Origin of the sequence: Cohnella herbarum (genome assembly GCF_012849095.1) — a bacterium.
Taxonomy (GTDB): Bacteria; Bacillota; Bacilli; order Paenibacillales; family Paenibacillaceae; genus Cohnella; species Cohnella herbarum.
Genome location: NZ_CP051680.1, coordinates 3,241,297 through 3,253,603, shown reverse-complemented (window position 1 = coordinate 3,253,603; position 12,307 = coordinate 3,241,297). Strand labels below are relative to the sequence as shown.

Sequence of the window (12,307 nt, the reverse complement as noted above, 5' to 3'; positions counted from 1 at the left end):
GATGGCGGAGCAATCCATGGTTCGTGTGTTGTTGGTAGATGACCATGAAATGGTCAGGATCGGTTTGGCTGCAGTTCTCGGAACGGAGGAAGGCATCGAGGTCGTAGGCGAAGCCGGTAACGGTCTGGATGGTCTCCGGTTAGCTCGCGAATATTCCCCTGACGTCGTTCTGATGGATCTCGTGATGGACGGTATGGATGGGATTGAAACGACCCGGCGCCTCATGGAAGAAATGCCGGAATGCCGGGTAATCGTATTGACCAGTTTCTTGGACGACGAGAAAATGTATCCGGTTATCGAAGCGGGAGCTTTCAGTTACCTGTTGAAAACGTCCCGGGCTTCCGAAATCGCGGACGCGATTCGCGCGGCCGCGCGGGGCCAATCCGTTCTCGAGTCCCAAGTGGCTTCGAAGATGATGAACCGCTTCCGCCGTCCTCCACAGGTCGCAGCTCAGCCGCATGAGGATTTAACCGATCGGGAAATGGAAGTGCTTAAGCTGATCGCTTTGGGGAAATCCAATCAGGAAATCGCCGACGATCTGTTCATCGGGATCAAAACGGTTAAATATCATCTCACCAACTTATTCGGCAAGCTGAGCGTGGAGGATCGGACGCAAGCAGCGATTTATGCGCACCGAAACGGTCTCGCGGATTAGAGAGGGATGATTTCTCGGATCGGATACAGAGGAATAACGGCTTTAATCGGGCTAATTTCAATTGCGGGACTTATTCCGAGATTGCCCCAATAGGCTGAGCTCGCGGGAAATGCAGGCTGTTCGTCTTCGTTAAGCGTGCTGACTTCCGCTTGTAATTTCGATTTCGATTTACGTTTGCGGTTAACCGGTCTTGCCGTTCGTTCTCCGTTCAGAACGAGGGCAGTCGGACTGCAAGAGGTGAGAATTCCGGTATGGCGGGTACCGTCCACCAGAATGACGAAGACCGCTCTGCCGATTAAGGGTTGAAGCGCGGATTCGTCGAAATAATGCGAATCGTCCATCGTGATACCGACCTCCTTGTATGCAAATTTTAAGCAGTGTATTCACGCCGTGACAAACGTGTAAGGGCGGTAGCCCAATCTTATGGAACGGAAAGTAAAAATATAGCGTTGATACACTAATTGTGCTAAACTACAGTTCATGAGATTTGACAAAATCAGCTCATCCAATCCCGCATACAAGAAAGATGAGGACCATGTCGGACAACAAACACGAATCTATTTCCGCTCATGAAGCGGTCTATTTCATTTTTGGAGCTACAGGCGATCTTGCCCGCCGCAAATTGTTTCCGGCCCTGTACAGCTTGTTTCGCGAAGGAAAGCTGGGAGAGCGATTCGCGATTGTCGGCTTAGCCAGAAGACCGCGCAACAATGCTCAATTCCGCGATGACGTATATGAATCGATCAAGGAATTCTGCCGGTATAAGCCGAGCGAGAAGGCAGTATTCGACGCATTCGCAGAACACTTTACATATCAGTCTCTCGATACCGGTAACGTGGACGCATTCAAACAATTGAAGTCCCATACCGAGGAGCTCGAAGCCCACTATCATATTCCGGGCAATCGTTTGTTTTACTTGGCGCTTGCACCCGAATTGTTCGGTAACGTATCCCGCAATTTGCGCGACGGAGGCATGCTCGAGAGCACGGGCTGGCATCGACTCGTCATCGAGAAACCTTTCGGATACGATTATCCTTCCGCCGAGCGCTTGAACGAAGAAATTCGCCAAGTGTTTCGCGAAGATGAAGTATTCCGAATCGATCATTATCTCGGTAAGGAAATGGTTCAGAATATCGAGGTCATACGGTTATCGAATGCTTTCTTCGAGCCTCTATGGAACAATAACCATATCGCCAACGTTCAAATCACGCTCGCCGAAACCGTAGGCGTAGAGGAACGGGGCGCTTATTATAACAAGTCAGGGGCATTGCGCGACATGGTGCAAAACCATATGCTGCAAATGCTGACGATGATCGCAATGGAACCGCCGAGCCGACTGGATCCGGAAGATATCCGGGATGAGAAGGTTAAGGTTCTCCGTTCGATTCGTCATTTGGCTTCCGGCGAAGAAATTCGCGAGAATATCGTAAGAGGCCAGTATTCAGAAGGTACTTCCAGGGGCAAAGAGCTTAAGGGTTACCGCCAGGAAGACTCCGTCGATCCGGAATCCGTTACGGAGACGTTCTTCTCGGCTCGTCTGCTTGTCGATAATTTTCGATGGGCCGGGGTACCGTTCTATGTACGTACGGGCAAACGCCTCCCCGTCAAATCAACGGAAATCGTCATCGAGTTCAAGAACGTGCCGAATAACGTTCTGTTCGCCAAGAACCAAAACCTACAACCGAACCTTCTCGTCATTCGCGTGAACCCGATGGAAGGGATCTATATTAAGTTCAATGCCAAGAAGCCTGGCAATGACATGACCGTTCAGCCTGTCGCCATGGAATTTTGCCAAAGCTGCCAAGTCGGCTTGAATACTCCCGAAGCTTACGAACGCCTCATTTTCGATGCGGCGCGCGGAGATCATACTTATTTCACCCGATGGGACGAGTTGGCCGTCGCTTGGAAGCTTATCGATCCGATCGCCGCTGCTTGGAGAGAAGATTCCGGCGACTTGCAGTTATACCCTGCGGGTTCGTGGGGGCCGAAGAAAGCGGAAGAGTTGTTAACGAACGATGGCTTCCATTGGTGGCCGGTTAACGGACAGGATGAAGATAACGTCATCTGGGTGTCCAATACGAGCAAATAACGACTGGAGGTTGCTGCCATGCCTACAATTTACGATATCAGCATGACGATAGAAGAAAGCATGCAAGTATGGAAAAACTACGAGCAGAAAAAACCGAAGATCACGAACGTTCAGAATCACGATGAAGGCAAGCCGCATGAAAGCCTGCTCTCGATGAACGTTCATACGGGGACGCACGTGGATGCTCCGCTTCATATGCTTGCAGGCGGGGATACGATCGAAACGATTCCGTTGGAACGTCTTGTCGGACCGGCTAGAGTTCTTGATCTAACCCATGTGAAGGAATTCATCACGAAGGAAGATCTCGAACCGTTCGCGATCCAACGCGGGGAGAGAATTCTATTCAAGACTTCGAGTTCGTTCTCGGAGGACTTCTTAATGGATTTCGTCTTCTTGCGCGAAGACGGCGCGAAGTATTTGGCGGATATCGGAATCGGTTTAGTCGCGACCGATGCGCTTGGAATCGAACGCGCGCAAGCGGAATATCCGACGCATCGTACGCTCATGCGCAATGACGTCATCATTGTCGAAGGCGTGAGATTGAAAGAGGTAGCGGCAGGCAATTATTCGCTCGTTATCGCTCCGCTTAAACTTACCGGCATCGATGCTTCTCCAGCTCGCGCTTTCTTGATGGCGTAGCAAATATAATATTGGGCGAATGTAAAAACCCTCGATCCGTATTTCCATACGAATCGAGGGTTTTTTTTCTATATCGGAGCGGAGCGGATGAGAAGGTTAAACTGAAAATTTGCCGACTAGTTGCTGCAGCGCTTGCGAAGACTTTTTAAGCTGCTCGGCAAGAGAGGACATTTCTTCCGCGGACATTCTTTGATCCGCTGAATGGATGGCGACCGAGCGGGTGCCTTCGTATGAATCTTGAGCGATTCGGGCCAACTCCATAAGAGAGGCGGCTACCTGTTCGGATGCGGCGGACATTTGCTCCGAGATCGCGGCTGTTTCCTGAGTCTGGCCGGATACTCTTTCCGCGGAGCTCACGATGCCTTCAAACGATTTTCCAGCGTACGAGACCTTTTGGTAACCGATATCGATGTCTTTGACTCCCGAAGTAATACCTTCGAACGCGTGCTCGATCCGTTCTTGAATGTTCGTGATCATCGCTCTCGTCTTCTCCGCGGCAAACCGGGTTTGGTTGGATAATTGCCGAATTTCCTCAGAAATGACGCTAAATCCTTTGCCATGTTCTCCAGCTCGCGCCGCCTCGATCGCCGCGTTCAAGGAAAGGATATTGGTCTGATTCGATAAGCCCGTGATAATCGCAATGATGCCGCCAATCTCGTCCGCCAGCTGGTTCAGGTCTCGGATATCTTCCGCGAAGCCGGAGAACGATCGACTGACATGTCCAATCTGAGTAACGGCCTGCTGGATCGTTTCATTGCCCGAAACGGCGCTGCGGGTCGTTTCAGAAGCCGATTCCGAGATTAACGCCGTCGTAGCGGCAATCTGTTGGATGCCGATGGAGATATTCTCCATCGCTTTGCTGCTGTCCGACGTGCTGTGTACTTGCAGTTGGGAACCGGAAGCGATCGTTTGAATCGCCTCGGCGATTTGGTTGCTTGCCCGATAAGTGATGTCGGATTTCACTGAAAGGTTCTCCGACGACAAAGCGACTTGGTTCGTCGTATCGGTTACTTGCGAGACGAGATGTCTAATATCCTTGGTCATGTTGTTCAGTGAAGCAACCAAGTCTCCGATCTCGTCTTTGTTCGGAACCGTAATCGGCTCAACCGAGAAATCGCCCGAGGAGACACGCTCGAGCGTACGCGAAGCTTGTCGTACGGGTTTCGTAATATTACGGATGATGAAGAAGGCAAGAACGGAGGAGAGCAGCACGATTGCGAAAGTTAGTCCGATAAAGAACGTAACGCTCCAATCGTATACGCTTTGGCTTTCCTCGCTTGCGTTGGCAGTTCCTTGGCGGTTGATTTCGATCAAGGAACTCAGCTGCCGCTGAAGTTGTACATGAGTTATCTCAGTGGCCCTCAACGCATTCAAGATGACTTCATCTTTGTCGCCGGCTCCTTTAACGATGTCTACAGACATGGAATTGACGAGAAATTGCTCGTGCAGGATTTGAAACGTTTCCCACTTCTTATTAAGCTCGTTATAAAACCCCCGTTGTTCTTCCGATGTTATCCGCGGCTCGTAGTCTTTTAGCAATTGGTCGACCTTCGCGAAGTGTTCTTTAATTTCGTCGTTCATTTGAGAGACTTGGTTTTTGTCCGGTTCAATCATAATTTTCATGGCCAATCTGAGTACGTGCTCGACCGAGTAATCGATGGAGCGGATTTGTTCGAAGCCGATCAGCCAATTGTCGGTAATTTCGCTCGTTTTGTCCTGAATTGAACTCATGCTGCGAATTCCGATCGCCCCGAACACGAACACGAGCGCAAACACGGCAACGAACGCCGAATACAGTTTCTTGCCTACGGTAGCTTTGAATAAGGTCTTGTTGAACATACGTTCCTCCCGGTAGAAGTTGATCTCTCTTATTGTTTGTATAGAAAACAAACAAATAGAAGATGGTCATTGATAGAATGGTTAGTGTAAGTAACTTCCACCACTATAGCACAGGAATAAGGAAATTTGTACCTTTTGATTTCTGAATTTACAACGTAACAGTGTTATGTTACATTAAATATGGAGGGATGACGATGGAACGGGAGTTAATATCCAAGAAGGAACTGTTGGACGAAAAGGGCATCTCCTACGGTCAATTGTACCGTTGGAAACGTAAACAGCTTATTCCAGAGGAGTGGTTTATTCGGAAATCCACTTTTACGGGCCAGGAGACGTTTTTTCCTAAAGATTTGATCCTATCGCGAATCGATAAAATAATGAATATGAAGGAAGATTTATCGTTAGATGAATTGGCAGATAAGTTATCTCCGCTCTTGCCGGAGTATGAGTTGCGGAAATCCGAGTTTGAGAAACGGAACATTGTTTCGCAAGTGGTGCTTCAACGATTCGCTTCATCGGATGAGGCTGCGACCGTGTACTCTTTCGAAAGGCTGCTCTATTTCTATGTTGTCGATAAGCTGCTTCTTGCGGGCGAAATGAGCATGGAGGAAGGAGACCAACTGCTTCAGACGTTACGCGATCATTTTCCGAAATTCGGCGATAAGCCTTGCGATCTCGTATTTGTCCGGAAGATGGGGGTCTCCTCGTTCGCTCTCCTCTCGGTTCCATCGGAAATCTATTACGAGAGCGGAGTGAAGCTCATTGCGCGGTTATCTCTTGTCGAGTGCATCGAACGATTAAAAGGAAATTTGATATAGGGGGGAACGGAGATGGAGTCGATAAACAGGCTTGATTTGAACATCGACGGGGTAAGTACCGCTAGCGGCGGCGATTACGGAAAAGTAAAGATCGATGGGGTCGGAACGGTCGAGGGGGATGTGATTGCCGAGATCTTCGACTCTAACGGGATAACGAAGGTTCGGGGAAATCTTCGGACGGGCGAGATGGATAGCGACGGGATCATAAAGATCTACGGTCATTTATCCGCGGGATATTCGGTCGTGGACGGTAATCTGAAAGTTATCGGCTCGGTCAAAGCGGAGAGATTCAAAGTAAACGGCGTGTTGAATGTCGGCGAGGATTGCGAGATCGAGGATTTGGACATGGAAGGCGCATTCGATGTTCAAGGTTTGCTGAATGTTGGCAAGATGAACGTCAGATTGCACGGTAAGGGGAAGGTCAAGGAAATAGGAGGCGAAAACATTCAAGTACGACGCGTAAGGCGAAGCGTATGGGGCAAGATGGTCACTTGGATGCTGCCAAAGTTCAGTCCCGAGTTGCATACGGCGTCCATAGAAGGGGACGACATCGATCTGGAATATACGCTGGCGGATGTCGTCAGAGGAAACCGGGTCGTAATCGGCAAAGGTTGCAACATCGGTACGGTTGAGTATCGCACGGAGCTGAAAGTATATCCGGGCGCAAAAATCGGCAAAGAGGTGAAGACGGGTGGCTGAGAATAGCAGGCGTGATCTGAAGATGATCGGTACGACGACCTCGGCGGGAGGAACGTTCGGCAACGTTAAGCTAATCGGAGAAAGCTTATTGGCCGGAGACGTCGATTGTCTGAAGCTATCCAACATCGGAGAGCTAGTCGTAAACGGCAATTTACGGGCGGAACGGTTGAAAATGACCGGAGAGTGCGAAGTGCATGGAAGCTTTACCGCTCTAACGGTTCGGGGACGAGGAGAGATCAAGGTTCGGCAGAAAATGCGCGGCGAGAGCGTGAAGTACACCGGCAATATCGAAGCGGGAGGAGATTGCGAAGCCAACTCGTTAGAGCTTAGCGGCGCATTCGGCGTATCGGGTTTGCTAAGCGCCGATCGGTTGGACGTTAAGATGTTTGGGCATTGCCGAGCGAAGGAAATAGGCGGAACCAAGCTTCGCGTTAAACGCAGTAAAACATCGAGGTTGTTAAACCTCGTGCAGTCCAAAGAACGGCCGATGTTGAACGCGGATCAGATCGAGGGCGATACCGTGGAGCTGGAATATACGATAGCCGGCATCGTGCGAGGGAATAACGTCACGATCGGCGCGGGTTGCGAGATTGGATTCGTGGAATACAGAGATAAGCTGAACGTTCACAACAGTGCTACCGTTAAGAAATTCGTACGGCTATAGGTTCGTTTCCTTGCCGAGAATTCCGAGATCGTCGATGGATGGAATAGCCCGATTCTAACGCATATCGCCATCGGATGACGGCGAATCCGTGTTACTTGTGGTATAATGAAAGCTGTTATTTTACCGCGAAGGGAATTTCAATTCATGAGCCAAAAGACGACCGAAGAATTACGGCAAGAGGTTGGGAAACGCCGTACTTTCGCTATAATCTCTCACCCCGATGCGGGGAAAACGACTTTAACGGAGAAGCTGCTCCTGTACGGGGGCGCGATCCATATCGCCGGCTCGGTTAAAGCGCGCAAAGCGGCGCGTCATGCGACGAGCGACTGGATGGAGATAGAGAAGCAACGGGGCATCTCGGTTACGTCCTCCGTCATGCAGTTTCAGTATGAAGGCAAGCAAGTCAACATTCTGGATACGCCCGGTCACCAAGACTTCAGCGAAGACACGTATCGCACGTTAACCGCGGCGGATAGCGCGGTCATGTTGATCGACGTCGCCAAGGGCGTCGAGGCGCAGACGATCAAGCTATTCCAAGTCTGCAGCAAGAGGGGCATTCCGATCTTTACGTTCATCAATAAGCTCGACCGCGAAGGTCAGAATCCGTTCGAGCTTCTCGAGGAAATCGAGCGAGTGCTCGGCATCCGTTCGGTTCCGATGAACTGGCCGATCGGCATGGGACGCGAGCTATGCGGCGTATACGACCGGATGAAAAACCAAGTCGAGCTGTTCCAAGGCAAAGATCACTCCGAGATCGAAGTCCGGAAGACGGAAGGGTATAACGATCCCGTCATCCGCGAGATGGCCGGCGATTATTTAGCCGATCAATTGGCTCAGGATCTGGAGCTGCTTGACGTCGCGGGAGATACTTTCGATTACGAGAAAGTACGCACGGGTCAGCTTACGCCTGTGTTTTTCGGCAGCGCCGTGAATAACTTCGGCGTCCAGACGTTCCTCGAGAATTTCCTGGAGCTGGCTCCGCAGCCAACGGAACGGAAGACGACCGAGGGCTCGGTAGAACCGGACGAGGAGAAGTTCTCGGGCTATATCTTCAAAATTCAAGCGAACATGAATCCTGCCCACCGCGACCGTATCGCTTTCTTGCGTATTTGTTCGGGGAAATTCCAACGCGGCATGAGCGTTAGGCACGTTCGCGCGGGCAAGGAAATCAAGCTGAGCCAGCCTCAGCAATTTCTTGCACAGGATAGGGATATCGTCGAAACGGCTTATCCGGGCGATATTATCGGGTTGTTCGATCCGGGGATTTTCCGAATCGGGGATAGCTTAAGCGAAGGACGGGACATCGTGTTCGACGAGCTACCGACGTTTTCTCCGGAAATCTTCTCCAAAGTATCGATCAAGAACGCGCTGAAACAGAAGCAGTACTTGAAGGGACTCGATCAATTAACGGAAGAGGGCATGGTGCAAGTATTCCGTTCCGTCGGAGCGTTCGAGGATACGTATCTCGGCGTCGTCGGTCAGCTCCAATTCGAGGTGTTCGAGTATCGGATGAAGAACGAATATGGCGTCGATATCCAGTTATTCCGCACGCAGTTCCAATTCGCCCGTTGGATCGTCGGAGACAAAATAGATCCGACCAAGTTCCGTATCAACTCCATCTTGGTTAAAGACAAGAACGACGTCAACGTCGCGTTATTCGAGAACGAATACGCGATGAGAACCGCAATGGAACGGATGCCTGAATTGAAGTTCTTAGAAGTCGCTCCGTAACGGGGGGCTAAATTTAAAATCGTTCTGCCCGCGGTCATTGTTGGCTGCGGGTTTTGTTGTATGTTCGGGCGAGGAATTGTAAAATGGAGAGAAACTCGAGCGGAAGAGGGCGGATGTTCGTGGGCAACCGTTTGCGAATAACCGGCGGATTCATCGTCCGTCCGGATGGCGTTAGCCAAGGGGATTTGACGATCGAGAACGGAATTATCGTCTCGATGGAACAGGTAGCAAGCAAGGAGAAGGTTAAAGGAATAGACGAAGATCGGGTTATCGATGCGCAGGGAGCTTGGGTGCTGCCGGGATTAATCGATATCCACTGCGATGCGATAGAGAAGGAAGTGGAGCCCCGTCCGAACACGTTATTTCCGATGGATATGGCTTTCTTGCAGTTTGAACGGAAGCTTGCGGGGCATGGAATTACGACGATGCTGCATTCTCTGTCGCTAGGAGTCGGCTTAAGCTTGCGCGGGGAGCATTTGGTGGCGGAAATGATCGACTTGATCGCTTCCATGCGCGCGGAAAGAGGGATGATCCGCCATGGCGTTCATCTGCGATACGAGGTGTCGCACTTGACCGGATTCGGGCTTGCTGAGCGGTTAATCTCCGATGGATTGATCGATTACCTGTCGCTAATGGATCATGCGCCGGGGCAGGGGCAATATCATCGTCCAGGTGCTTTCCAACGTTACGTGATGAAAAATCAAGGCGTCGGTCTGGATGAAGTGGCCGCGATCGTCGAGGAACTTGAAGGAAGAAGAAGCCGCGTGGATTGGGCTAAGCTTAAAGCATTAACGGCAGAGGCTCGAAGCCGAGGCATCGCCGTCGCTTCCCACGACGACGATAGCGCTTCGGCGGTCGAGCGTTCATTGGACTTCGGAGCTTCGATATCCGAGTTTCCGCTGAGCCTGGGTACCGCTCAATATGCTTACGGTAAAGGAATGGGGGTCTGTCTAGGAGCGCCGAACATCGTTAGGGGCGGCTCCCATGACGGCAACCTGAAAGCGGTGGATGCAATTCTGGAAGGCGTTGCGGACATCCTATGCTCCGATTATCATCCGGCCTCGCTGCTTCATTCGATTTTCAAATTGGAATCGGAAGGGCTATCTTTGCACAAGGCGGTAGCCATGGCAACGATTAATCCGGCAAAGGCGTTAGGCCGCGCAGATAAAGTAGGATCGATCGAGCTTGGCAAGAGAGCGGATGTCATCGTCGTACGTAAAGTCAGAGATATTCCGCTCGTCGTATCGACGATCGTAGACGGTACGGTCGTTCATGCTACCCAAGACTTCGCTTAAGCTTCCTTAGATGGATTAACGTGCTTATGCAGCACGGAAACCATCTTCTTGCGGGCAGCGGCGGTGCTATCTTTCCATATCATCTCGAATAACACGCCGAGCCCGGGCAGGGCCATCTCTTCGGCGCCGATCGAGCTCTCGATAACATCGGTTAGTTCGGCTTCATCCTTGCCCTGGACGCGCTGAATGATGGCTTGTCTTAAATCTAATTCCACGGACGTACCTCCTTAAAGGGGAACTTCCCGTGTAGATTTCCCTATCGGGTCAACGGTTATGCCGGGTATTGTTTGTGTTATAATGACCCTAATTGGAAGCGATCGTGAGGAGGAGGACCAAATGGGCAAGAAACCGCATGCCAAGAAACAATTCGCGATTATCGGATTGGGCCGATTCGGCTCAAGCGTGGCGAAATATTTAGCGGAAATGGGATACGAAGTGCTTGCGGTGGACGATAACGCGCAGCGCGTACAAGACGTCGCGCACGCGGTCACGCACGCCGTAACCGCCGATTCGACGGATGAAGAGGCGATGACCGCGCTAGGCATTCGCAATTTCGACGTTGTGGTCGTCGCGATCGGGCAAGATATTCAATCGAGCATCTTGACGACCTTGATCCTGAAGGATCTGGGCGTTCCTTATATTATCGTTAAAGCACAGAACGAGTTGCACGGCAAGGTGTTGCACAAGATCGGCGCGAACAGGGTCGTTTTCCCCGAACGGGATATGGGGCTTCGCGTTGCTCATCATTTAATATCGCCGAATATTCTGGAGCACATCGAGCTCTCGGCCGATTACAGCATCGTCGAGATGAAGATTCCTTCCTCGATAATCGGCAAAAACCTGAAGCAGCTCGATATTCGTCATAAATACAACTGTAACGTTCTTGCGGTAAAACGAAACGGCGAGATGAACATTACTCCGCGAGCGGATGAGCCTTTGATTCGCGAAGATATCCTCGTCATCGTAGGGAAGAACGAACAATTAACGAAGCTGGAGCAAACGTATGCGGAGCCTTGAAGGATATATCGGATCAGCTTCCAACCCGCGGGTGAAAGAATGGGCGAAGCTGTTGGAGCGTAAGTATAGAGACCGGGAAGGCAAGTTCCTGCTGGAAGGAATCCATCTCGTGAAAGATGCTTTGGACGCGAATTGGCCATTGGAGATTATCGCTTTCGACGAAGGTTCGGGCGTACTCGAATCGTTCAGCGAACAGTTGGACGGAGAACGGGAAGCCGGTATCGGAACGAAATGGATACCGGTCTCGCCGGAAGTCATCTCGAAGTGCAGTGAGACCGGAACTCCGCAGCCGATCTTCGCCGTTGCGTTGAAACGTCCGCCGGGCGAGGAACTGTTGTTCGGAGACGATCGCGTTGGACTCGTAGCTGTGCTTGACGGGGTCCAGGATCCGGGTAACTTGGGCACGATTGTAAGAAGTGCCGCCGCGAGCGGGGCTACGGCGGTCGTTCTGGGTAAAGGGACCGTGGACTTGTACAATCCGAAGACGATTCGTTCAACGATGGGGGCGTTGTTTCACGTCCCCGTGCTCGAGGCGGATTTAAGCGTACTGTTACCGGAGGCGTCGGCTCAAGGCGTCACTGTTGTCGGGACAAGCTTGCAAGCCGCGCAATCGTGTTACGAGTATGATTTCAGTCGTCGGAACTTGTGGCTTGTGTTCGGCAATGAAGGCAGCGGCGTTTCGGAGACGGTTATTAAATTAGCGCATGCGAATGTAATTATACCGATGTCGGGGCGGGCTGAATCGCTGAACGTCGCTATGGCGGCGACGGTGCTGCTATTCGAAGCTCAGCGGCAGCGGGGGAATAAAAGGAATTAAATTTTCTTATAATGTTGCTAAGCCGAGGGAGGATTTCGATCTCC

General features: G+C 51.2%; 13 protein-coding genes. 10 read left to right on the top strand and 3 right to left on the bottom strand.

Annotation, left to right across the window (positions count from 1 at the left end; genetic code table 11):
- The first annotated feature begins 1 nt into the window (after window position 1).
- On the top strand, window positions 2–655 hold the full coding sequence (locus tag HH215_RS14430) for a response regulator (protein WP_310735597.1): 654 nt from the start codon (window positions 2–4) through the stop codon (window positions 653–655).
- Here the strand turns inward: HH215_RS14430 and HH215_RS14425 are convergent.
- Window positions 652–996 (bottom strand): LSm family protein, encoded by a 345-nt coding sequence (locus tag HH215_RS14425; protein WP_169280551.1) that lies wholly within the window; start codon window positions 994–996, stop codon window positions 652–654. The two genes, HH215_RS14430 and HH215_RS14425, sit on opposite strands and share 4 nt — an antisense overlap.
- 194 nt (window positions 997–1,190) lie before the next feature.
- On the opposite strand from HH215_RS14425, the gene zwf reads away from it, so the two are divergent.
- Together zwf and HH215_RS14415 are read left to right on the top strand one after the other, a co-directional pair.
- A complete protein-coding gene (gene zwf, locus HH215_RS14420; RefSeq protein ID WP_169280550.1) occupies window positions 1,191–2,744 on the top strand; it encodes a glucose-6-phosphate dehydrogenase in 1,554 nt (517 codons plus the stop codon).
- Window positions 2,745–2,762: 18 nt separating this feature from the next.
- Window positions 2,763–3,383 (top strand): cyclase family protein, encoded by a 621-nt coding sequence (locus HH215_RS14415; protein WP_169280549.1) that lies wholly within the window; start codon window positions 2,763–2,765, stop codon window positions 3,381–3,383.
- Window positions 3,384–3,479: 96 nt separating this feature from the next.
- On the opposite strand, the gene HH215_RS14410 is transcribed toward HH215_RS14415, so the two are convergent.
- Complete coding sequence (locus tag HH215_RS14410) at window positions 3,480–5,222, bottom strand: methyl-accepting chemotaxis protein (protein ID WP_169280548.1); 1,743 nt, start codon at window positions 5,220–5,222, stop codon at window positions 3,480–3,482.
- Window positions 5,223–5,416: 194 nt separating this feature from the next.
- Here HH215_RS14410 and HH215_RS14405 point away from each other — a divergent pair, with 194 nt between their 5' ends.
- The 5 genes from HH215_RS14405 (at window position 5,417) to HH215_RS14385 (ending at window position 10,429) form a co-directional block, all read left to right on the top strand.
- Window positions 5,417–6,040 carry a YhbD family protein gene (locus tag HH215_RS14405; RefSeq protein ID WP_169280547.1) on the top strand — a complete coding sequence of 208 codons (624 nt, stop codon included), beginning with the start codon at window positions 5,417–5,419 and terminating at the stop codon, window positions 6,038–6,040.
- 12 nt (window positions 6,041–6,052) lie between these two features.
- A complete protein-coding gene (locus HH215_RS14400) occupies window positions 6,053–6,739 on the top strand; it encodes a cell shape determination protein CcmA (protein ID WP_169280546.1) in 687 nt (228 codons plus the stop codon).
- The gene (locus tag HH215_RS14395; RefSeq protein ID WP_169280545.1) at window positions 6,732–7,403 is read left to right on the top strand and encodes a bactofilin; all 672 of its coding nucleotides are present in this window, start codon (window positions 6,732–6,734) and stop codon (window positions 7,401–7,403) included. The genes HH215_RS14400 and HH215_RS14395 overlap by 8 nt, the downstream gene beginning before the upstream one ends.
- 144 nt (window positions 7,404–7,547) lie before the next feature.
- Entirely contained in the window at window positions 7,548–9,134 is a 1,587-nt protein-coding gene (locus HH215_RS14390; RefSeq protein ID WP_169280544.1) for a peptide chain release factor 3, read from the top strand.
- A gap of 83 nt (window positions 9,135–9,217) precedes the next feature.
- The gene (locus HH215_RS14385; protein WP_254450486.1) at window positions 9,218–10,429 is read left to right on the top strand and encodes an alpha-D-ribose 1-methylphosphonate 5-triphosphate diphosphatase; all 1,212 of its coding nucleotides are present in this window, start codon (window positions 9,218–9,220) and stop codon (window positions 10,427–10,429) included.
- On the opposite strand, the gene sspI is transcribed toward HH215_RS14385, so the two are convergent.
- Window positions 10,426–10,644, bottom strand: a complete 219-nt coding sequence (sspI, locus tag HH215_RS14380) for a small acid-soluble spore protein SspI (RefSeq protein ID WP_169280543.1) — start codon at window positions 10,642–10,644, stop codon at window positions 10,426–10,428. The genes HH215_RS14385 and sspI overlap by 4 nt on opposite strands.
- Window positions 10,645–10,765: 121 nt before the next feature.
- On the opposite strand from sspI, the gene HH215_RS14375 reads away from it, so the two are divergent.
- Together HH215_RS14375 and HH215_RS14370 are read left to right on the top strand one after the other, a co-directional pair.
- Entirely contained in the window at window positions 10,766–11,446 is a 681-nt protein-coding gene (locus HH215_RS14375) for a potassium channel family protein (protein WP_169280542.1), read from the top strand.
- On the top strand, window positions 11,433–12,263 hold the full coding sequence (locus HH215_RS14370; RefSeq protein ID WP_169280541.1) for a TrmH family RNA methyltransferase: 831 nt from the start codon (window positions 11,433–11,435) through the stop codon (window positions 12,261–12,263). The genes HH215_RS14375 and HH215_RS14370 overlap by 14 nt, the downstream gene beginning before the upstream one ends.
- Window positions 12,264–12,307: the final 44 nt, after the last annotated feature.